Genomic DNA, 21,251 nt, shown 5'->3' with positions numbered 1-21,251 from the left:
CGCTCAGGCTAAATCAGGCATTATAGCTGCCGGGAGGGCAATTATTGCAAAAAAAACCCCGAGCCATGGCCCGGGGTTTTGTATTCAAGAAAACCGTAAAAATCCATTTGCAGCTATCCCCTGCCGGTTTTTTCTTCAGAATTGCTCCAGAATTGGACGGTCTCACGACTAGTGTCCACCGCGCAGGTAACCCACCATCAGTTCGGCCGTTTTTTTGGCGGCCTGGTGCTGGCCCAGCTTTTCGCGCAGCTCGGCATAGCCTGCTTTCATACGGGCCAGGTAGGCCGGGTCGGTGAGCAGGTTGCGCAGTTCGTCGAGCAGGTTGCGGGCCGTGAACTCACCCTGAATCAGCTCCTTCACTACTTCGCGGCCGGCAATCAGGTTCACCAGCGAGATGTAGGGCACCTTAATGACCATTTTGCCGATGGCGTAGCTCAGGGCGCTGGTGCGGTAGCACACAATCTGGGGCACGTCGAACAGGGCCGTTTCGAGGGTGGCCGTGCCGCTGGTGACGAGGGCCGCTGAGGCGTGGCTCAGCAGGTCAAACGTCTGGTCGAACACGAACCGGATACCGTTGCGGTGGAAATGCTTGTAGTAGTTCGGGTCGAGGTTGTTCACGCCGGCCACCACAAACTGGTATTCCTGAAAACCCGGCAGAATGGCAATCATCTCGTGCAGCATCTCCTCGATTTCCTGCTTGCGCGAGCCCGGCAGCACCGCAATGATGGGCTTGTCGCGCTCCAGCCGGTTGCGCTCGTAGAAGTCGGCGGTGGGCACGAACTCGGCCACGGCGTCGGCGGTGGGGTTGCCGGTGTAGTCGACGGGGTAGCTGAATTTCTGGTAGAACTCCGTTTCGAAAGGCAGAATGACGAACATCTTGTCGACGTACGCCTTCACCTTTTCGACGCGGCCCTGGTTCCAGGCCCAGATTTTGGGCGAAATGTAGTAGAACACCTTGATGCCCTGCTCCTTGGCAAACTTGGCCATGCGCATGTTGAAGCCGGCGTAGTCTACCAGAATCAGCACATCGGGCTTGTAGGCCAGAATATCGGCCTGGCACTGCTTGAGGTAGCCCCGAAACTTGAGGATGCTGGTGGCGGCTTCCAGAAAACCCATGATGGCCAGGTCCTGGTAATGGCGCACCAGCTCGCCGCCCTCGGCCTGCATCATGTCGCCGCCCCAGTAGCGGAACTGGGCGTCGGCATCCTGGCCGCGCAGCTCGCGCATGAGGTTGGCAGCGTGGAAATCGCCCGACCGTTCGCCGGCTATCAAGTAGTATTTCATTTGTTGAGTTAAGAGTTAAAAGTTATGAGTTATGAGTTTTCGTTCTGGAGGGTAGCGAGCGAAAATCAGTCAAGCCCCAACTCATAACTTTTAACTCTTAACTCTTAACTTCTTCAGCCGTAGTATTCCACGAAGTTGCGCGGCGTTTCGTAGAGTTTCACGCAGTGCAGCTTGGCGGGCGTGATGGCGGGCAATTCGCGCTCGATGATTTGCCAGAAGGCAATGGCCAGGTTTTCGGTGCTGGCCATCTGGCCGGCCAGGAAGGGCACGTCGAGGTTGAGATTTTTGTGGTCGACCTGCTCGGTAATGTGCGTGCGCAGCAAGTCCGACAAGGCTTTGAGGTCGACGACGAATCCGGTTTCGGGGTCGGGGTCGCCCTTCACCGTCACGATGAGGTCGTAGTTGTGGCCGTGCCAGTTGGCGTTGGCGCAGGGGCCAAACACCTCGCGGTTGCGCTCCTCGCTCCACTTGGGGTTGTAGAGCTTGTGGGCGGCGTTGAAGTGTTCCTGGCGGGAGATGTATATCATTCTAGTTGTCAGTTGTTAGTTGTCGGTTGTTAGTCTGAAAGGAAATGAAGCATTCCTGACAACTGACAACTAACAACTGACAACTAAGTGGTTTTCCGCAGCAAATATACGAAGAAGGGTACCCCGAACAGGGCCGTGACCAGCCCCACCGGCAGCCCGGCCGGCGGATAGAGCAGCCGGGCCAGCAGGTCGCAGGCCAGCAGGAAGGCCCCGCCCAGCACCGCACACCCCAGCAGATTGTAGCGCCCCGTAGTGCCCAGCAGCCCCCGCGTGAGGTGCGGCACCAGCAGGCCCACGAAGCCCACCGGCCCGCACAGCGCCACCACCCCGCCCGTGAGGGCCGCCGCCAGCCCCACCAGCAGCCAGCGTCGCGCCGCCACCGGCAGGCCCAGCGCGGCGGCCCGCTCCTCGCCCAGCAGCAGCAGGTTCAGGTCTTTCTGCAAAAAAGCCAGTACGACTAAGCTCACGCCCAGCACCGCCGCCGGGTACGGCAGCACGCTCCAGCCGGCCCGCTCGAAACTGCCAAACGCCCAGAATACCACGCTGCGCAGGCTGCCCTCGGGCGCAGCCAGAAACGTGAGCAGGCTGCCCACGGCCGCCGCCAGCGCCCCCACCGCCACGCCCGCCAGCAGCAGCGGCGCCGGCAGAATCTTGCCGCGCCGGCTGCCCAGCGCCACCACCAGCACCGTGGCCCCGAATGCGCCCGCCAGGGCCGCCACCGGCGGCAGGTACACGCCCGCCAGCGTGAGCGAGGGCACCAACACGTAGGAAGCAATGGCGCCCAGCGAGGCGCCCGAAGCCGTGCCCAACAGGTAAGGGTCGGCCAGCGGATTGGTGACGAGGGTTTGGAGCAGGTAGCCGCTCACGGCCAAGCTGGCGCCGGCCAGCAGCGCCAGCAGCAGGCGCGGCAGCCGCAGCTCGACGAGGGCCAATTGGGCGGGGTCGGCGGGGTTGTAGTGCCAGAAGGTATTCAGGATGAAGCCGTAGGAAGTGGCGTAGCTGCCCACGCGCAGGCCCAGCACCAGCAGGGCCAGCGTGAGCAGCAGGCCGAGGGTGAGCCACAACGCGGGACGACGAGCCAGCATCAGCGGGCAGAAACCGTTGGTTTCGATTCTGCTTTCCTCAGCAGCCCCTGCAACTCGCGCACCGACTCGACCACGCGCGGGCCGGGCCGCTCCAGCAGGTTGCCGGTGATGGGGAATATGCGGCGGTTGCGGTAGGCGTTGATGCGCTTTAGTTCGGGGTAGTTTTTGAAAAAGGTGCTGTCGAGCTTGCCGAAGCTGCCGCCGAGCAGCACGTCGGGGTTCAGCTTGAGGATGTACTCGCGGGTGAGGGCCGGATAGGGCTGCGGGAAGGTTTCGGTAACGGCGTTGCGGCCGCCGGCCATGCGAATTTCATCGGTGAACAGCGTGTTCTGGCCGTAGCAGTAAATGGGGTCCTGCCAGGTAATGGCCAGCACTTTGGAAATGGGCCTCCGGATGGGCGCGTTGGTGAGCGTCTTCAGATTCTGGCGCAGCGAATCAGTGAGGTGCCGGGCCTGGGGCTGGCGGCCCAGCAGGCGGCCTACTTCCTCCAATCCTTTAAAAACGTCCTCCACGCGCCGGAAGCGCAGGTAGTACACTGGAATACCGAGTTGCTGGAGTCGCTGCGCGTCATCGACGGAGGTGATGCCTTCGACGGTGAATACTACGTCGGGCTTCAGCAGCACCAGCTTTTCGAGGTCGAGCGGGTAGTTGTTGACGACGGGCTTGCGGTACACGGCGGCGGGGTAGTTGTCCTGCGGGCAGCGGGCCACGATGGTGGCGGTATCGGCCACGGCAAACAGCATTTCGGTCATGCTCGGGGCTAGGGCCAGCACGCGGCGCGGGTGGGCGGGCAGGCTCACGGTGCGGCCCAGGCCGTCGCGCACGGGTACCAGGGCCGTTTTTTCGGATTCGGAATGACAACCCAGCAGCAGGGCCAGCGGTACAAGCAGCAGAAAGAAACGCATGCGGCAAAGGTAGCCCGCGGGCCACGCGGCGCGGCGGTTTACCTTTGCCCTCCGCCCTAATTTTTGCCCCATGATAGTAGTAACCGGCGCGGCCGGCTTCATCGCCAGCTGCCTTGTCTCCCGCCTGAACGCGGCCAATTTCAACGACATCGTTGTGGTCGACAATTTCTCCATCGAGAAAAAACTCGCCAACCTCGAAGGCAAGAAGCTGCGCGAATACGTGGACCGCGAAACGTTTTTCGACTGGCTCGACGCCCACCACGAGCAGGTGGAGTTCATTTTCCACCTCGGCGCCCGCACCGACACCACCGAGATGGACCCCGCCGTGTTCGACCTGCTGAACCTGAACTATTCAAAGCGCATGTGGCAGGCCTGCGTGCAGTATAATCTGCCGCTGGTGTACGCCTCCTCGGCCGCGACCTACGGCGACGGCACGCTCGGCTACTCCGACCAGGACGAGGCGCTGTTCCCGCTCTACCGCCCGCTCAACCCCTACGGCGATTCGAAAAACGACTTCGACAACTGGGCCCTGCAACAGGAAGAGAAACCGTATTTCTGGGCCGGGCTGAAGTTTTTCAATGTGTACGGACCCAACGAGTACCACAAGAGCCGCATGGCCTCGGTTATCATACACGCCTTCCACCAGATTCAGCAGTCGGGCTCGATGACGCTATTCAAATCGCACAACCCCGACTACACCGACGGCGGCCAGATGCGCGACTTCGTGTACGTGAAGGACGTGGTGGAAGTGTGCTTCTTCCTGCTGAACCACCGCACGCACTCCGGCATCTACAACCTGGGCAGCGGCGAGGCCCGCACCTTTCTAGATTTGGCGCTGAACACGTTCCAGGCGCTGGGCCGCACGGCCGATATCCGCTTTAAGGACACGCCGGAGGACATTCGCGATAAGTACCAGTACTTCACCGAGGCCGACATGAGCAAGCTCAAAAGCATTGGCTACGACCGGCCGTTTACGCGCCTGGAGGACGGGATTCAGGACTACGTGCAGAACTACCTGGTGCCCGGTCGGTACCTGTAGCAACCCGGTCATGCAGAGCGCAGCGAAGCATCTTTACCGTAGAAGTAAATCAAATTACTATTGCGGTAAAGATGCTTCGCTGCGCTCTGCATGACGTACCCTTTTCGTTTCTCCACACCAGCCCATCCCCCGCCCGTGAACCCACCCGCTCGTCCCGTTATTACCGTTGTGGGCGGCGGCTTCGCGGGCGCAGCGCTGGTGCTGCAATTGCGGCAGCAGCCCCATTTGGCCGGGGCCGAAATTCACCTGATTGAGCCGCGCGAGGTGCCCGGCCCCGGCTTGGCCTACTCGGCTCGCCGGCCCGAATACCTGCTCAACGTGCGGCCCGGCGGCCTCAGCCTCTACCCTGCCGCGCCCAATCACTTCGCCGAATGGCTCGCCCGCCAGCCCGAAAGCGCTGCCGGCGTGCCCGAGTTTGCTTCGCGCGCCGCTTACGGGCGCTACTTGCGGGAGGAGTTGGGCCCAGTATTGGCTCCGGAAGCAGGGCCACCAAGTATTCACTGGCACCAAACCACCGCCGTAGCGGCCCCGCTCCTGCCCAACGGCCGCCGCAGCGTGCAGCTGGCCGATGGCAGTAGCATCGAAAGCGACACCGTAGTGCAGGCGCTAGGCAACTTCCCGCCCCCGCCGCCCTGCGGCCCCGACCACCGCTACCTGCATCACCCCGGCTACCACGCCGACCCCTGGGCTACGGGCAACATCCGCCGCATCGGCCCCGATGAAGAGGTGTTGCTCATCGGCTCGGGCCTGACGGCGGTGGACGTGCTGCTGGCCCTGCGCCACGATGGCCACCGCGCCCCCATTGCCGTGGTAGCCCGCCACGGCCGCTGGCCCAGCGCCCACGGCCCGGCCGCACCCACCTACCCCAACTTTTACCAAGAGTTGGCCGGCGAAACGACGGTAACGGGTGTGCTGGCCATTTTCAAGCGCCATTTGCGGGCCGCCGCTGCCCAGGGCATCGACTGGCGGCCGGTGCTGGACTCGTTGCGGCCCGACTTGGGCCGTATCTGGGCGGCGTGGCCGCTGGCCGAGCAGCGCCGGTTTCTGCGGCACCTGGCGGGGCTGTGGGCCGTGACGCGCCACCGCAGCCCGCCGCAGAATGCCCAGGCCGTAGCTGAGCTGACGGCAGCCGGACTGGTGCGCCTGCACATTGGCACAGTGCGCGAGATTTTGCCCGACGGCAACCGGCTGCGGGTGCGCGTGAAGCCCCACGGCGTGCCCAATGGCTGGCGCACGGCCGACCACGTCATCAGCTGCGCCGGGCCGCTGCTCGACTACGCCCGCATCGCCGACCCGCTGGTGCAAAGCCTGCGCGAAGCCGGCCACCTCACGCCCGACCCGCTGCACCTCGGCCTGCTTACCGATGCGCACGGTGCCCTGCTGGCGGCTGATGGCCGCGTGGCCCCGGGCCTGTTCACCCTCGGCCCCAGCCGCCGCCCGGCCTACTTCGAGTCGACGGCCGTGCCGGAATTGCGCCAGCAGGCGGCGGCCTTGGCCGAGTATCTGGCACGATAAAAACGATGTAGGGGCGGGGCTTGCTCCCGCCCGTCGTCGAACGATTCAAATGCGAGTCGTTCAACCACGGGCGGAGGCGAGCCCCGCCCCTACGGATAGAAATATTAAGCGGCTTGGCGCGACTGGCCGGGGTAGAGCGGCAATACCGTAGCTTCTTCGGAGAAAAAGGAAGTAGCTGCCGGCGCAGCAATTTCCGGGGTGCTGTGGCGGAGGGCGCGCATCAGCAGGTAACGGTATTTCTCGGCATCGGCTACGGCCTGCTCGATGGCTTGCAGGGCAGCATCGTAGGCAACTACGGGTTGCAATTCGCGGCGCGGGCGGCGGGCTTCGAACACAGAATTTTCGAGGTATTGAGCAGCGGATTTCATAAGCGAAACAAGCGGTTTTTTAGTCGATTACCCGCGTGTTTATCTAACCAAAAAAACCGCGTTTTCATTCCTGAAAACCCAGTTTTTGGCAATAATAAAGCAACAAAAAAGAGCTTGAAAAGCCAGCGTTTCCAAGCCCCTTTCTACCATTGAATTCGCCGTTGATAATCCTGCGCTTATTCGGCGATTTTCAGCACCACTTTGCCGAATTGCGCGCCGGCTTCGAGGCGGCGCAGGGCGGCTTCGGTTTCGGCCAGCGGAAACACTTCGTCAATGACGGGCACAATTTGCTTTTCCGTCACCAATGCCAGCATTTCCTCAAAATCCTGCGGCGTGCCCATGGTGGAGCCCAGAATGTCGAGCTGCTTCCAGAACACTTTGGCGGGTGGCACGTCGGGGATGTTGCCCAGGGTACCGCCAAAAAAAACGATGCGCCCGCCCGGCGCGGCCGCGTCGAGCAGCGGGCCGAAAGCCGCCCCGCCTGCGCTGTCGATAATGATATCGAACAGGCCGCCTGCAAACTGGGTCAGGGTTCTCACCCAGTTCTCGGCATTGTAGCTGATGCCACCTTTGGCGCCGTGCTCCCGGGCGCGGGCAACTTTATCGTCGGAGCTGGAAGTTACCCACACCTCGGCCCCGCGGGCCACGCACAGCTGCACAGCCGTGAGGGCCACGCCGCCGCCCACCCCGGTCACGAGCACGCGCTCGCCGGGCTGCACCTGGGCGCGGGTGAAGGCCGCCCGGTAGGCCGTGAGGCCCGCCAGCGGCAGCGCCGCGCCCTGCTCGAAGCTGAGGTGAGCCGGCAGCGGGCGGATGTATTCGGCAGGTAGCACAATGTATTCGGCGAAGGTACCGGGGTCAGGCATGCCCAGCACGGCAAACTCGCGGGCCTGGGCGCGGGGGTTGTCGCCCCAGCGCAGGCCGGGGTTGATGAGCACACGGGCGCCGACGGCGGGCGCATCGGCGGGCACGTTTTCGCCGTGGGCGGCTACCTCACCGGCGCCATCGGCTCCAAGGGTGCAGGGCAGTTTGATGCCGGCATATTTTCCGTCCTGAATAAATACGTCGCGGTGGTTGAGAGCCGCGGCGTGCAGCTTCACCAGAATTTCGCCGGGGCCAGGTGTGGGAGTGGGAATGTCGCGCAGCGAAACGGGCTGGTGGATGACGTCGAGTTGAATGGCTTTCATATTTTCAATAAGCGGTGAGCGGTGAGCAAAAGAAACGTCATGCTGAGCGAAGCGAAGTCGAAGCATCTCTACTGAGCAAGCAATCAATAATAGCTGCAACGAAGCGGTAGAGATGCTTCGACTATGGCTGCGCCTTCGCTCAGCATGACGTTCTCGTTAACCGCCTTCTACCGCCCCGGTTCGTCGTGCCCGACCAGATGCGCATGGCCCCGCAGCCCCAGCAGCGCCAGTGGGCCGGCGATGAACAGGCCGGTGGCCAGCCCGCCAAGGTGGGCCGCATTATCCACATTACCGCTGAGACCGGACAATAGATTGCTCAGCACCAAATACAGCACCAGGCCCAGCATGGCGCGGCGGTCCGATTTATCGAGCACCAGCTTTTTGCTGATGAGCAGCACCAGCAGCAGGCCGTAGAGGCCGAAAATGGCCCCGCTGGCCCCGACGGAATTGATGCCATCGGTGTGCCACCACAGGCTGGCCAGGCCGCCGCCGATGCCGCTGGCCAGGTACACCAGCAGCAGGCGCAGCGGGCCGGTGCGGTCTTCCACCAGCAGGCCCAGCAGCCAGAGCGAGAACAGATTCAGCAGCAGGTGTGAGAGGCCGGCGTGCACGAATACGTGCGTGAGCAGCCGCCAGGGCTGCCCGTGCAGCGTGAGGCCCGACACGTTGGAGCCCCAGAGCACGAGCTGGTGCCCGGTGGGGTCGGTGGCCGACACGCCACCTACTAGCACCATCAGCCCGAACACCAACAGACAGGCATCAATCAGCAGCGGGGTGGCTAGGAAGCGACGCGAAGGGATGAACAGCCCGCGCAGCAGCTGGCCCAGCAGCTGCGGCCAGGTTTCGGCGGGCGCGGGCGGTAGCAGGGGCTGCGGGCGGGCGGCCTCGGGCAACAGGCCGCGCCGGGCCAACTCGGCCACGGCGGCGGCCCCCACGGCGGGCGGGTAGCGGGCGGCATTCTGGGCCAGGTACAGCAGCTCGGCTTCGGGCTTCTCGGCAAAAAGGCGGGCGGCCAAAGCGGTGGTGGAGCCGGGCGCAGCGGCAGGGTCGGGGGTTTCCATTGGCACGCGGCGCGGCAAGGAGCGCGCCAGCTTGGGCAACCGGCCACTTTGCCAGTTGTTCGGGGGCTGGGCGGGCTACATCTGCATCTTGAGCACCGTGGCTTTGTAGGGCTTGCCCGTAACGGGCGAAGCTACCCGAATGGCCCGCAGCCAGTCCTGCACCTCGGTGTCGCGGGCATTCAGCTCCTTGTCTTTCAGAAACGCTTTTTTCGGCAGCAGGTCCGGCATGCGTTCGAGCACGTGCTGCTGGCTGCTGGCTACTTTCTGCATGCGCTGAAAGTCTTCCTGCATGGCGGGGCCGAACTTGTAGGTGTACACAGCGGCCTTATTCCAGGCGCTCCAGGTGGTGCGAGCCACCAGGGCCTGGTCGGCAAACATGGCGCTGGCTTTGCCTTCGTGGGCCTGGCTGGTGAGGTACTCGGTCTGGCATTCGGCGGCCCAGAAACGCTTGGCCAGCTCGCGGTACTGGCGCAGGGCCATGCCGTCGGCCTTGGCTTTGGCGGCGGCCACTTCGGCGGCGGGCAGGCGCTTCACCTGCTGAGCCACGGCCTGGGCCACAAGGCCGTCGTAAGTTGGAATGGCCGAGGTTTCGACTTCCACTAGTTGCGGCGGGGCTTTGGGTTTGGCCGGCGCGGCGGGCGGCGGGGGCGGCTGGTTCTTCTGTTTCACTACGTAGAAACCACCCAGGCCCACGAGCAGCACGGCCGCCAGGCCCAGCGTGAGCGGGCCGGTGCGCAGGCCCGAAGGCGCAGCCGGCTCGGGCGATACGTAGGTGAGCGGCGGCAGCTCGGCCGGCGCGGCTACGGCTGGCGCCACGCCCCGGCGGCGCAGCTCGCGGCGGGCGGCATCAATCAGGCTGGGCTGATAAAGCTCGGGATGGTCGACGAAAAACTGCAGGTCGGCGTCGGTTTTCTGGTGGTAGAAGTCGTCGATGGAAGCGGACACGGCTGGGCGAAGGGCTGAAGGGGATTGGGGGAAAAGGAAAGCGGGAGGCAATATAATGCACGTACGAGGTAGGCGCGGGGTCGTACCCGGTAGGGCCCTGCTCCCGCCCGCTCGTTGAACTGTATCGGTGTAGCGATGCGAATGGCCGGGCGGGGGCAAGTCCTACCGGTTACGCCCCCGCTCCTGCCTCAACCGCATGCCCGGCCAGCCGTACACCCATTCAGGCGGCCTCGTTTCCTCTATTTCCTTATCCCCATCCTCATGCCCACTCCCGAGCAAAACCCCACCGACCCGCGCCCCGACCAGGCTCCCGCCAGCAACTCCACGCCCGACCAGACGTCGGAAAGCGACGCTACCGTCAGCAGCACGCCCAACTTAGATGCCAACGTTGATACGGCTGCTGCCAGCACCAGCAACGCTGCCAGCAGCACGCAGCAGAACATGGGCGACGGCGCCGGCATCCGCGGCGACTACGGCGACGCCAGCCAGACCAACGGCCTCGAAGGTGGTCCCGCCGACAGCGGCCCCGACCGCACCGACCAGCCCGACCAACCCATGACCGATACCGAGCTGACCGGCTCCTGAATCGCCTGACGCCCACCAGGCGGAGCACCCCGAAATTTTGTTTCGGCCCACGAGAACAGCTTGTTCCGGCGGGCCGAAATAAAATTTCGGGGTGCTCGTTTTTACGGGCCGTGGCGGCGTGCTGCGGATGCGCGGGGCGGGCGGCGTAATTTGCGGGCGTTTCCGTGTTGCCAATTCTGTTTGATGGTCCGTTTTCTTGCCGCTGGCCGGCTTCTGTTGATTGTAGGGCTGCTGAGTAGTGGCCTGTTGGGCACCACGCAGGCCCAGGAGGCCCCCGCCGAAGATACCCCGCCGCCCAAGCGCGAGCTGCGCGGCATGTGGATTGCCACCGTCGAGAACATCGACTGGCCCAACCAGCGCGGCGAAGCGCCCGAACAGTACCGCCGCGACTACCGACGCCTGCTCGACGCCGGCCAGCGCGCCGGCCTGAACGCCGTGTTCGTGCAAATCCGGCCCGCGTCGGATGCCTTTTATAAATCTGACATCGAGCCCTGGAGCAAGTGGCTGACCGGCGTGCAGGGCAAGGCCCCGGCCAACGGCGACGACCCGCTGCCCTTCCTCATTACCGAGGCGCACCGGCGCGGCATGGAGTTCCACGCCTGGTTCAACCCCTACCGCGCCACGATGGATTCGGTGACGCGCCGGCTGGCCGCCAACCACCCCTACCGCCAGCACCCCGAGTGGTTTCTGCGCTACGGCGGGCAGCTGCTCTACAACCCCGGCCTGCCGGCGGTGCGCGCCCACATCACCCGCGTGATTCTGGACGTGGTGCGGCGCTACGACATCGACGCGGTGCATTTCGACGACTACTTCTACCCCTACCCCGCGCCGGGGCAGGTGTTTCACGACGAGGCCGCTTTCCGCGACCAGAACCCCGACGGCATTGCCAAGCTGGCCGACTGGCGGCGGCAAAACGTGAACATCCTCATCCGCGACCTGCACGACAGCATTCGCTCGGCCAAGCGCTGGGTGAAATTCGGCATCTCGCCGTTTGGCGTCTGGATGAACAAGTCGGCCGACCCGCTGGGCTCCGACACCCGCGCCGGGCAGCCATCCTACGCCAACCTCTATGCCGACTCGCGCCTGTGGCTCGAGCAGGGCTGGATTGACTACATCGTGCCGCAGCTGTACTGGAGCACCAATTTTCGGCTCGTGCCCTACCCCATTTTGCTGGAATGGTGGACGCGCAACCACTTCGACCGCCACCTCTACATCGGGCACGGCACCTACCGCATGCTCGAAAGCACCCGCTCGGACACCACCTGGCGCAACCCGCGCGAGCTGCCCCGCCAGATTCGCCTCAACCGCAGCTACGACGGCGAAGCGCCCGGCAGCGTGTTCTTCTCGGCCAAATCGGTGCTCACCAACCCGCTGCACACCACCGACTCGCTGCGCCAAACCCTGTTCCGCTACCCTGCCCTCATCCCGCCCATGCCCTGGATGGACGCCATGCCGCCCCTGCCCGTGGCCAACCTCACCCTGCGCCGCCTCAGCCACTACGTAACCTTAAACTGGCAGAGCGGCGCGCCCGCGGCCGACGGCGACATTGCCACTTACTACGTGCTCTACCGCTTCGACGCCAACGAGCGGGCCACACCCAACGACCCGCGCCACATTCTGGCCCTGCCGCGCCCCGCCCCCGGCTACCCCGCCACGTTTGTGGATACCACCGCCGTGCCCGGCCAGGCCTACGCCTACTACATCACCGCCGTCGACCGCCTGCACAACGAAAGCCGCCCCATGCGCGTGATAACGACCGGCCTGCAAGCCACCGAGCTGGCCCAAGGCCAGGCCCCAGCCGGAGCCCCGCGCCCGGCCGCGCCCACGGTGGCCGCTGCGCCGCCCCGCCCGCAACCAGTACTGCGCCCAACGTTGCCCACGGCCGAGAAGCCGGAAGGCTCGGCCCCGTTCTCAAAGGTCAAAATCAAGGAGAAACCGGCCAAGAAGAAGGGCTTCTTCGCACGGCTGTTTGGGGGGAAATAGGGCAAACAGCTACCGCCGCCTGCGGTTATTGTTTACATAGAAAAGCCCGCCTGAATCAACAGGCGGGCTTTTCTATGGGCAGGTATTGGTTTTATAGCCGGCTTACAGCGCCTTCACGTTGAAGCTCACCGTTACATCGGTAGCCGAGGTGCGGTTGATGCCCGTGACCTGCACCACGGCGTACTGGTCGAGGCCGCGCAGTTTGAGGATGATGACATCGCCCACCACAATGTTGTCGAGCGTCGTCACCTGCGAGGCGGCAGCCGTGGCATTGTACGTCTGGCGGATGTTGGTGAGGGTAGCCGCCGTGTACACGGCCGTGGTCGAGCGCACGAGGCGGGTGCCGGTGCTCAGGGTGCGGAACTGCACGGCGTTGGAGGCGGTGCTGCTGATGACGAGGTCTTTGCTGGTGGCCGCGCCGGCGGCGGGCACAGCCGCGAAGGTGGTCAGGTCATAAGCGGCGAGGTCGCCGCCGGTGGTGCCGGTGTAGGTGAGCGTGCCGGTGCGCGCTGCCGCGAAGGGCGTGGCCGCCGCTGGCGTGTACACGGCGGCAGCCGTGGCGCTGGCGCTGCGGGCGGGCGTGCGCACCTTCACCTCGAAGCGGAAGGTGATGGGCTGGCCCGCGCTGCCGGCCGGCAGCGGAATGTCCACGTTGGTCGTCAGCTCGGCGCCGCTGGCGGTGAGCTTGGTGCGCACCACGCGGCGCTCGGCGGCGCTGCCCACTTTGGCGTAGGTCACGAGGCTGTCGAGGTCCTTATACAGAATGCCGGCCGGGATGCTCGTGATGCTGGCCGGCGGAATAGGCGCCGTGGTGATGCCACCCTTGTTCAGTGTCACGTTGTAGCGGATGATGTCGCCGGGCGCGCCGGTGGCCGTGGCCGTGGGCAGCGTCACGTTGGTCGGGCCCGAATTAATGACAATGGTGGGCGTGGGTTCGGCCAGGCGGAAGTAGAAGCTGCGGGTTTTGGTCTGGCCGTTGTTGCTGTCCACGCGGGCATCTACGCGTACCAGGGCCTTGTTGTCGCCGGCCGGCACGGTGTAGTTCACCACCAGCGTATCGGTGCGCTTGATGCGGGAGTAGGCGGCCTTGTACGGAATGGTTTGCACCACGGTCGAGTCGCGGCCGGGCTCCACCTTCTGCAGAATCACGACCTGCTTAATCGGGTCGGTCTGCTGCGCAAACTGCAGCTCAAACGTCACTACTTCGCCGGTGGCGTACTTGGTGGCGTTGCCCAGCGCGTTGGTCGTGAGCAGCGTGGGAAACTGCGGCCCGGTTTCGGTATAATAGTCGTCGAGCTCTTTCTTACAGCCGGTGGCCAGCAGGGCCAGGGCCAGGAGCCCGCCCCAAAGGGCGCGGGCGGTGGGAATGTATTTCATGGGAGGGAAGTCGGTTGGAGTGGAGATAGGGAGGCAAGAACCGTAGCTGTCATCCTGAGCTTGCGAAGGACCTTGGCACACTTGCGGCAATTAAATCACGGCAAGTTGTTCTTCGGTGGTAAGGTCCTTCGCTCTGCTCAGGATGACAGATGCATTGCCTCACGGCATGTCGAACCACAGGGGTTTGGTCACGTAGTCCTGGTCCGAAGTCGCGCCGGCTTCGGCGTAGAGGCTGGCCACGGCGTTGGGGTTGTACTGCACTTCGGTAGCGCCTGGCAGCAGGCGGCGCGGGTACTTGCCCAGCAGCGGGCCGGTGCTGCCGCTCGAATAAATCGGGTACTGGAAGTTGACGTAGATGCTGGGGTCGAAGTCCAGACGGCGCAGGTCCGACCACGAGTCCGGGTTCAGGAACATGGCAATGTACTTCTGCTCCATGATGCTGCGCAGCGTGAGGGCCGCCTCGGTCTGGGGCACGGCCGCGCTGGCCACGTATGCCTCAATCTGGGCCGAGGTAATGGCCGGGAACGTGACGGTAGGCGGCGTGAACGTGCCGCCCGTGCTCATCTTTCGAATGTGGGCCCGAATGCCTTCTTTGAGCGAAGCCAGCGCCAGCGTTTTGTTGCCAGCGCGGAAATAGGCTTCGGCCTCAATGAATTTCAGCTCGTGGTAGGTAATCACCTCGTAGTAGCCCAGGTCGCGGGCGTACCAGCCGCCGTAGAAGTCGGTGAGCGTGGAGCCGGGCGTGAGGTTGGCCGTGCTGGGCGTGCCCGCGCCGGGGGCCGCGCCGGTGCTGGTGGTGGGCGTCATCACGCCAAAGCGCGGGTCCGTGACGCCGGGAAACGTGGTGCCGTTGATGTAGCGGATGAAGTTGAGCGAGAACGTGGCCCCGCCAAAGTTGGCGCGCGTTGGCCCGAAAATGTTGGTAGTGTTCGTGAGCGGCGCAATGGCCGTCTGGAACTGCAGCTGGGCATCATCGGCCGACGATTGGAAAGCCTTGGCGCACAAGGCCAGCACGGCGTTGGGGTCGTAGCTGGCTTTTTTGGTGAGGTGCTGGGCCTGGCGGGCCTTGAGGGCAAACACCAAGCGCTGCCATTTCAACACGTCGCCCTTGTACAGGATGTCGCCGCTTTCGCTGGGCGAAGTGCTGTAGAGGGGGCGGAAGTTGGCGCTAGCCGGCTTCTGCATCTCCACCAGGCCTTCGTTCAGCAGCTGGTCGATGGTGGCGTAAATCTGCTGCTGCGAATCGTACTTGGGCGTGAAGTTGGCCCCGCCCTGGTAGGCTTCCGAGTACGGAATGTTGCCCAGCATGTCGGTGGCGTGGGCCAGAATCAGGGCCTGCATAATCTTGCCCGCGCCCACGTAGTAGGGCGAGCCCTCGGCCACGGCCGCCTTCTGCATCACCGGAATGTTGCCGCCCGACTGAAAGTACGAGTAGTTGAAGGTGTTGGTGCTTTGGGCGTTGGTGAAGAAATACTGGTCGTTGCCGCCGCTGTTGGCCGTGCGGCTCACCACGTACTGCGTGATGTAGGGCGTGCGCAGGGCCGTGAACATCTGCGTCTGGATACCGTTGGAAATGATGCCCGGCAGGATGAAGTTCGGCGTCGACGACACCGGGTTGTTGGGGTTGTTGTTCACGTCGAGAAACTTCTCGCACGCGGTGAGGGCCGGCAGGCTAAGCAGCAGGCCCAGGCCCAGAATATATGGTTTCATATGGTTGATTGTCAGTTGTTGGTTGTCTGTTGTTAGGGTTTGCGGTTTGTTGCCAGGGTCGAAATCAGGATTTCAGACAACTGACAACAAGCAACCAACAACTAGAAATTCACGCGCAGGGCCATGTCCACGCCGCGGGTGGCGGGCACGTTGCCGTAGTCGAAGCCGCCCGAGCCGCCGCCGCGCACGCCCGCGCCCGAAGCCGCCGTTTCGGGGTCGGCGCCGCTGTAGTTGGTCAGCAGCACCAGGTTGCGGCCAGTCACGCTCAGCTCCACGCCTTTCAGGAACTTGGTGGGGCTCAGCAGGCTGGCCGGCACGGCGTAGCTCAGCGTTACGTAGCGCAGGCGGGCCCACGAGCCGTCCTCGATGAAGGCCGTGCCCGTTGCGCCCAGAATGCTGGTGTAGTAGGTCTGGGTCAGCTCCACCGAGCGGGTGTTGGGGGCGTACGAGCCGTCGGCGTTGCGCACCACGCCGTCGAACACCACTTGCTTGTAGCGGTCGGCGGTGCGCTGCGAGGTACCCACGCGGGTCTGGTACCAGTCGTTGCCGTTAATCACCACGCCGCCCACGCGGAAGTCGAACAGCGACGTGAGCGACAGGCCTTTGTAGGTGAAAGTGTTGGTGAGCTGGGTGGTGAAGCGCGGGGCCCGGTTGCCGGCATACACGAAGTTGGTGTTCACGCTGGGGTAGCCCGTGGCGCCGATAATTACCTGATTGTAGTACGGGCTGTTGGGGTCGGTCACGCGCACAAAATCCGTCGCGCCCACGCCCGAGATGGCGCGCCCGGGGAACGCGCCGCCCTCGTGCACGTCGGTGATGAAGGCATCGGACTGGTACACCACCGTGAGCGGGAAGGGCAGCTCCTCCACGCGGTTGGTGTTGTGGTAGAAGTTGGCAATGATGTCCCAGCTGAAGTTTTTGCCTTTCACCGGCGAGCCGGTCAGCGACACTTCCTGGCCTTCGTTGGTCACGATGCCGCCGTTGATGTACTGCAGAATGAAGCCGGCCGACTGGCTCACGCGGGGCGCGATAATCTGGTCGGTGGTGCGCGAGTAGTAGTAGTTAAAATCCAGCCCGAGGCGGTTTTTCAGGAACTGCAGCGCCACGCCGGCCTCGTAGGTGCGGGTGCGCTCGGGCTTCAGAATGGCGTTCGAGCCGAAGAAGTCGTTGCGGAAGCCGCCGCCGATGTAGGTGTTCTGCGTCAGGGCCGACTCGACGCGGTAGGGGTTGGTGTCCTTGCCCACTTCGGCCACCGAGGCGCGCAACTTGCCGTAGTTCAGAATGTTGCTCTGGTCGAGGCCCAGGGCCTTGGTGAACTCATAGCCCAGGCCGGCCGAACCGTACAAAAAGCCCTTGCCGAAGTTCTTGCCCTGGTCGGGGCGCGGCAGCGTCGACGACTGGTCGTAGCGGGCCTGCAGCTGAATGAACAGCTGATTGAACAGCGTGCCGTTCAGCTGCGCAAAGTTGCCAATCACGTGGCGGGTGTAGTCGCGCTGCAGCGCGCCGCGGTTCACCGTGTTGTTGAGGCCGGTGAAGTTGGGGTTCTGGAAAATCAGGCCGATGTAGTCCACGGCCTGGTCCTTGTTCTCCTCAATGGTATTGCCCAGAATGAGCGAGCCGCCGAAGTTGCTGCCGAAATCGTGCGAGAACGTGGCCAGCGTGGTGGCCGTGATGGAACGGAACTGGTCGACGGTTTCCGAAATGCCGCCGTTCTGGTTGCCCACCTGCGAGGTGCCCACGGCGCGCACCGACGTATTGCGCGAGGTGTAAATATCGGTGCCGATGTTGTGGCTCAGCGTGAGCCAGGGCGCGACCTTGAAGCTGAGCTGGATGTTGCCGATGAAGCGGTTGATGCGCTCGGTCTGGGGGTTGTTGAACACCGTCCAGTACGGGTTGTCGGCGTCGGCATCGGTGCCGTTGCCCAGCGCCAGCAGGCGGCGACGCGAGCCGTCGGGGTTGAGGTAGTTGCGGGCGTCGTCGCCGCGCGGCCAGTTCAGCAAACTCAGCAGGTAGCCGCCCGACGAGCCAAACAGGCCCGGGCCCTGAATGGGCCGCTTGCCGCCCGAGGTGAGGTACTGAGCCGAGCCGCTCACGCCCAGCTTGGGCGAAATGGCGGCCGTGCCCGACAGGCGCACCGTGCTTTTGTCGTAGGTGCTGTTGGGCACCACGCCCGACTGCTGCAGGTTGGAGGCCGACACGAAAAACGACGCTTTGTCCGAACCGCCCGACATGTTCAGGAAGTTCTGGTAGGTGTTGCCCTTCTGGAAGAAGTTGCCGATGTTGTCGTACACCGGCTGGTTGGCCCCGAAGCGCGGCCCGAACGAAATACGCGTGGTGCCGTCGAAAATACCGTTCGAGCCCTGGCCGTACAGGCTCTGCATTTTGGGCAGGCGGCTCACCTCGTCCACCGAATACTGGGTGCGGAAGTTAAGCGTGGTAGCGCCGGCCACGCCTTTTTTGGTGGTAATCACCACCGCGCCGCTGCTGGCACGCAGGCCGTAGAGGGCCGCCGCCGCCGGGCCTTTCAGCACCGTGATGCTGGCAATGTCTTCGGGGTTGAGGTCGCCGGCGCGGTTGCTGGCGCCCACCGAGCGGCCCAGCAGGCCGTTGAAGGCCGAGCCGCCGCCCGGCGCCGTGCTTTCCTGAAATGAGCCGTTGTCCATAATCATCCCGTCGATGACGAACAGCGGCTGGTTGTTGCCGTCGAGCGAGGTACCGCCCCGGATGATAATGGCCGCGCCTTCGCCCGGCGCGCCGCCCGATGAAGTGATGTCGACGCCGGCTACTTTGCCCTGCAGCGCGTTCACCACGTTGGTCTGACGCGAGTCAATGATGTCCTTGCTCTGTACTTCCTGCACGGCCGTAACGAGCGTGCGCTTTTCCTGCTTGATGTTGTAGGCCGTCACCACCACCTCGTCGAGGCCGGTGGTGCTTTCCTTCAATACCACGTCGATGGTGTTATTGGTGCCGACGGTGCGCTCCTGGGCCGCGTAGCCGATGAAGCTGAACACGAGCACTGCGCCCGGCTCGGCCGAGAGCGAATAGCGGCCGTCGCCGCCGGTGGTGCTGCCGTTGGTGGTGCCTTTCACGAGCACCGTCACGCCGGGCAGGGGCGATTGGTCGGTGCCGGAAGTAACGATGCCCGAAATCGGACGGGCCGTCTGGGCCCAGCTGGGCGGGGCCAGCAGCACGGCCAGCACCAGCAGCAATAGCCAGTAAGGTTTTTTCATGGTGGGAAATGAATGGGTGAGAGAAAATGAAAATGGGGTGAGAAAAGCAGAAAGGGGAACAAGCCCCCGAAAATCAGAAAAAACCAGCTGGAAAGTGCTGAGAAGCGGCACCCACCGCCCCCACTAGGCGGGAGGCGGCAAAAGTGGCTCGCAGGGGCCACCCGACGCAGAAAAACCGCCAGGGTTGCACGAGACCGCCGCCGGGGCAGCGGCGGCAATTAGAATGCGGTTGGTAGCCACCGCAGCACTATCAAAAGTGCGAAATTTTCAGGCAATATTCATTGAAAATTTCGCAATTGCCAACGCCGCAGCGCATCAGGCTTAGTATTAAGAAATTCAGGTGTTTAAGCATAAGATGCAGCCTATGCCGGTCGCAGCCGAAGCAAAACCTTCGGCTTGGTTTTGATAATCAGCACGGTTTTGCCACCTTTCGGGCCCAACCGTACGGTTCTGCTTCCGCTCACCTCTCTTATTTCCACCCATGCCCACCCTGCTTGCCACGTTGCCCGCTACGGCGGGTGCCCACCTCCCGGTCCACCTCTACGCCGATTCCGAAGCCGCGTCGGCGGCCGTCGCCGCCCAGATTGCGGCCCTCATTCGCACCCGCGCCGCCGAGGGGCGGCCCTGCGTGCTGGGCCTGGCCACGGGCTCCTCCCCCACCCGCGTGTATGAGGAGCTGGTGCGCCTGCACCGTGAGGACGGCCTGAGCTTCCAGAACGTCATCAGCTTCAATCTCGACGAGTATTACCCTATGGCGCCGGGCTCGCTGCAGAGCTACGTGCGCTTCATGCGCGAGTACCTGTTCGACCACGTCGACATCAAGCCGGAGAACGTGCACATTCCCGACGGCACCGTGCCCGAGGCGCAGGTGGCCGCCTTTTGCCAGCGCTACGAAGCGCAGATTCGGGAAGCCGGCGGCATCGATTTGCAGCTGCTGGGCATCGGGCGCACGGGCCACATCGGCTTCAACGAGCCGGGCTCGGGGCCAGCCTCGCGCACCCGCCTCATCACCCTCGACCACGTAACGCGCACCGACGCGGCGGCAGACTTCTACGGCGAAGAAAACGTGCCCCGCCGGGCCCTCACCATGGGCGTGGGCACCATTCTCGAAGCCCGCCAGATTGTGCTGCTGGCTTGGGGCGAAGGCAAAGCCGCCGTGGTGAAGCGCATGGTGGAAGGCGACGTGACCGACTCGGTGCCGGCCACCTACCTGCAGCGCCACCCCGCCGTGCAGGTGGTGCTCGACGAGGCCGCCGGAGCCGAGCTCACCACCCGCAAAACGCCCTGGCTGCGCGGCCTGCCCTGCGACTGGCACGATGCCGCCCTGGTGCGCAAGGCCGTGACCGGCCTGGCCCGCACCGTAAGCAAGCCCATTCTGAAGCTGACCGACGAAGACTACAACGAAAACGGCCTCTCGGAGCTGCTGGCCCAGTCTGGCCCGGCCTACGATATCAATATTCGCGTTTTCAACGAGCTCCAGCACACCATCACCGGCTGGCCCGGCGGCAAGCCCAACGCCGACGACACGCACCGCCCGGAGCGCGCCGCGCCGTTTCCGAAGCGCGTGCTGATTTTCAGCCCGCACCCCGACGACGACGTGATTTCGATGGGCGGCACCTTGCTGCGGCTCGTCGACCAGGGCCACGAGGTGCATGTGGCCTACCAGACTTCGGGCAACATTGCGGTATTTGATGACGAGGCCATTCGCTTTGCTGAGTTTGTGGCTGATTATGACCACGCCTTCCGCCTGCCCTCGGGCGAGCCGGCCGACAACCTTTACCACCGCGTGGCCGAGTTTCTCAAAACCAAGGAGCCCGGCCAGGTCGACTCCGACGAGGTGCAGCAGATTAAGGGCCTCATCCGGCGCGGCGAGGCCAAAAGCGCCCTGCGCTACGCCGGCCTCGACCCCGATACCCGCGCCCATTTCCAGGATTTGCCCTTCTACGAAACCGGCCGCGTGCGCAAAAAGCCCCTCGGCGACGAGGACCTGCGCCTGACCATGGAGTTGCTCAACCGCATTCAGCCCCACCAGATTTACGCCGCCGGCGACCTCTCCGACCCGCACGGTACGCACCGCGTATGCCTGGCGGCCATTTTTGAGAGCATCAGCCGCCTCAAAGCCTCGGGCACTCCCTGGCTCGACGACTGCTGGGTGTGGCTCTACCGCGGGGCCTGGCAGGAGTGGGATATCGACCAGATTGAAATGGCCGTGCCGCTCTCGCCGCAGGAGCTCACGCGCAAGCGCCGCGCCATCTTTAAACACCAGAGCCAGAAGGACCGGCCGCTGTTCCCCGGGGCCGACCAGCGCGAGTTCTGGCAGCGCAGCGAGGCCCGCAACCGCACCACCGCCAAGCTCTACGACGAGCTGGGCCTGCCCGAATACGAAGGGATTGAAGCTTTCGTGCGCTGGGAGTTTTAGGGCGTTATTTGCCCATTCAGGCCATAAAGCC

The 21,251-nt window shown here is 64.0% G+C and carries 16 protein-coding genes; 5 read left to right on the top strand and 11 right to left on the bottom strand.

Features of this window, described 5'->3' with window-relative positions; genetic code table 11:
• Window positions 1–168 precede the first annotated feature (168 nt).
• From lpxB to MON38_RS17750, 4 genes are all read right to left on the bottom strand, one after another.
• Window positions 169–1,284, bottom strand: a complete 1,116-nt coding sequence (gene lpxB / locus MON38_RS17765) for a lipid-A-disaccharide synthase (RefSeq protein WP_241937493.1) — start codon at window positions 1,282–1,284, stop codon at window positions 169–171.
• A gap of 113 nt (window positions 1,285–1,397) precedes the next feature.
• Window positions 1,398–1,811, bottom strand: coding sequence for a 6-pyruvoyl trahydropterin synthase family protein (locus MON38_RS17760; RefSeq protein WP_241937492.1), 414 nt, complete (start codon window positions 1,809–1,811; stop codon window positions 1,398–1,400).
• An 83-nt stretch (window positions 1,812–1,894) separates the two neighbouring features.
• Window positions 1,895–2,896 (bottom strand): FecCD family ABC transporter permease, encoded by a 1,002-nt coding sequence (locus MON38_RS17755; protein WP_241937491.1) that lies wholly within the window; start codon window positions 2,894–2,896, stop codon window positions 1,895–1,897.
• Entirely contained in the window at window positions 2,896–3,801 is a 906-nt protein-coding gene (locus MON38_RS17750; protein ID WP_241937490.1) for an ABC transporter substrate-binding protein, read from the bottom strand. The genes MON38_RS17755 and MON38_RS17750 overlap by 1 nt, the downstream gene beginning before the upstream one ends.
• A 70-nt stretch (window positions 3,802–3,871) precedes the next feature.
• On the opposite strand from MON38_RS17750, the gene rfaD reads away from it, so the two are divergent.
• The gene (rfaD, locus tag MON38_RS17745) at window positions 3,872–4,840 is read left to right on the top strand and encodes an ADP-glyceromanno-heptose 6-epimerase (protein ID WP_241937489.1); all 969 of its coding nucleotides are present in this window, start codon (window positions 3,872–3,874) and stop codon (window positions 4,838–4,840) included.
• 135 nt (window positions 4,841–4,975) lie between these two features.
• Entirely contained in the window at window positions 4,976–6,355 is a 1,380-nt protein-coding gene (locus MON38_RS17740; RefSeq protein ID WP_241937488.1) for an FAD/NAD(P)-binding protein, read from the top strand.
• Between the two features lie 104 nt (window positions 6,356–6,459).
• On the opposite strand, the gene MON38_RS17735 is transcribed toward MON38_RS17740, so the two are convergent.
• The 4 genes from MON38_RS17735 to MON38_RS17720 form a co-directional block, all read right to left on the bottom strand.
• A complete protein-coding gene (locus MON38_RS17735) occupies window positions 6,460–6,723 on the bottom strand; it encodes a hypothetical protein (RefSeq protein ID WP_241937487.1) in 264 nt (87 codons plus the stop codon).
• A gap of 176 nt (window positions 6,724–6,899) precedes the next feature.
• On the bottom strand, window positions 6,900–7,910 hold the full coding sequence (locus tag MON38_RS17730) for a zinc-binding dehydrogenase (RefSeq protein ID WP_241937486.1): 1,011 nt from the start codon (window positions 7,908–7,910) through the stop codon (window positions 6,900–6,902).
• Between the two features lie 167 nt (window positions 7,911–8,077).
• Window positions 8,078–8,971, bottom strand: coding sequence for a rhomboid family intramembrane serine protease (locus tag MON38_RS17725; protein WP_241937485.1), 894 nt, complete (start codon window positions 8,969–8,971; stop codon window positions 8,078–8,080).
• 75 nt (window positions 8,972–9,046) lie between these two features.
• A complete protein-coding gene (locus MON38_RS17720) occupies window positions 9,047–9,916 on the bottom strand; it encodes a hypothetical protein (RefSeq protein WP_241937484.1) in 870 nt (289 codons plus the stop codon).
• Window positions 9,917–10,177: 261 nt separating this feature from the next.
• On the opposite strand from MON38_RS17720, the gene MON38_RS17715 reads away from it, so the two are divergent.
• Both MON38_RS17715 and MON38_RS17710 read left to right on the top strand, forming a co-directional pair.
• A complete protein-coding gene (locus MON38_RS17715) occupies window positions 10,178–10,501 on the top strand; it encodes a hypothetical protein (protein ID WP_241937483.1) in 324 nt (107 codons plus the stop codon).
• A 183-nt stretch (window positions 10,502–10,684) separates the two neighbouring features.
• On the top strand, window positions 10,685–12,484 hold the full coding sequence (locus tag MON38_RS17710; RefSeq protein ID WP_241937482.1) for a glycoside hydrolase family 10-like protein: 1,800 nt from the start codon (window positions 10,685–10,687) through the stop codon (window positions 12,482–12,484).
• Window positions 12,485–12,586: 102 nt separating this feature from the next.
• Here MON38_RS17710 and MON38_RS17705 read toward each other — a convergent pair whose 3' ends face one another.
• From MON38_RS17705 to MON38_RS17695, 3 genes are all read right to left on the bottom strand, one after another.
• Entirely contained in the window at window positions 12,587–13,861 is a 1,275-nt protein-coding gene (locus MON38_RS17705) for a hypothetical protein (protein ID WP_241937481.1), read from the bottom strand.
• A 159-nt stretch (window positions 13,862–14,020) separates the two neighbouring features.
• Window positions 14,021–15,571: a SusD/RagB family nutrient-binding outer membrane lipoprotein gene (locus MON38_RS17700; protein ID WP_241937480.1), complete on the bottom strand. Its 1,551-nt coding sequence runs from the start codon at window positions 15,569–15,571 to the stop codon at window positions 14,021–14,023.
• A 101-nt stretch (window positions 15,572–15,672) separates the two neighbouring features.
• On the bottom strand, window positions 15,673–18,801 hold the full coding sequence (locus tag MON38_RS17695) for a SusC/RagA family TonB-linked outer membrane protein (protein WP_241937479.1): 3,129 nt from the start codon (window positions 18,799–18,801) through the stop codon (window positions 15,673–15,675).
• Window positions 18,802–19,282: 481 nt separating this feature from the next.
• Here MON38_RS17695 and nagB point away from each other — a divergent pair, with 481 nt between their 5' ends.
• A complete protein-coding gene (gene nagB / locus MON38_RS17690; RefSeq protein ID WP_241937478.1) occupies window positions 19,283–21,220 on the top strand; it encodes a glucosamine-6-phosphate deaminase in 1,938 nt (645 codons plus the stop codon).
• Window positions 21,221–21,251: the final 31 nt, after the last annotated feature.

This window comes from Hymenobacter cyanobacteriorum, from assembly GCF_022631375.1.
Lineage (GTDB): Bacteria > Bacteroidota > Bacteroidia > Cytophagales > Hymenobacteraceae > Hymenobacter > Hymenobacter cyanobacteriorum.
This window is presented reverse-complemented; position numbering and strand designations above follow the sequence as displayed.

Coding starts and splice junctions, on each gene's coding strand:
- lpxB (WP_241937493.1), bottom strand. CDS start 1,284: ATGAAATACTACTTGATAGCCGGCGAACGGTCGGGCGATTTCCACGCT.
- MON38_RS17760 (WP_241937492.1), bottom strand. CDS start 1,811: ATGATATACATCTCCCGCCAGGAACACTTCAACGCCGCCCACAAGCTC.
- MON38_RS17755 (WP_241937491.1), bottom strand. CDS start 2,896: ATGCTGGCTCGTCGTCCCGCGTTGTGGCTCACCCTCGGCCTGCTGCTC.
- MON38_RS17750 (WP_241937490.1), bottom strand. CDS start 3,801: ATGCGTTTCTTTCTGCTGCTTGTACCGCTGGCCCTGCTGCTGGGTTGT.
- rfaD (WP_241937489.1), top strand. CDS start 3,872: ATGATAGTAGTAACCGGCGCGGCCGGCTTCATCGCCAGCTGCCTTGTC.
- MON38_RS17735 (WP_241937487.1), bottom strand. CDS start 6,723: ATGAAATCCGCTGCTCAATACCTCGAAAATTCTGTGTTCGAAGCCCGC.
- MON38_RS17730 (WP_241937486.1), bottom strand. CDS start 7,910: ATGAAAGCCATTCAACTCGACGTCATCCACCAGCCCGTTTCGCTGCGC.
- MON38_RS17725 (WP_241937485.1), bottom strand. CDS start 8,971: ATGGAAACCCCCGACCCTGCCGCTGCGCCCGGCTCCACCACCGCTTTG.
- MON38_RS17715 (WP_241937483.1), top strand. CDS start 10,178: ATGCCCACTCCCGAGCAAAACCCCACCGACCCGCGCCCCGACCAGGCT.
- MON38_RS17710 (WP_241937482.1), top strand. CDS start 10,685: ATGGTCCGTTTTCTTGCCGCTGGCCGGCTTCTGTTGATTGTAGGGCTG.
- MON38_RS17705 (WP_241937481.1), bottom strand. CDS start 13,861: ATGAAATACATTCCCACCGCCCGCGCCCTTTGGGGCGGGCTCCTGGCC.
- MON38_RS17700 (WP_241937480.1), bottom strand. CDS start 15,571: ATGAAACCATATATTCTGGGCCTGGGCCTGCTGCTTAGCCTGCCGGCC.
- MON38_RS17695 (WP_241937479.1), bottom strand. CDS start 18,801: ATGAAAAAACCTTACTGGCTATTGCTGCTGGTGCTGGCCGTGCTGCTG.
- nagB (WP_241937478.1), top strand. CDS start 19,283: ATGCCCACCCTGCTTGCCACGTTGCCCGCTACGGCGGGTGCCCACCTC.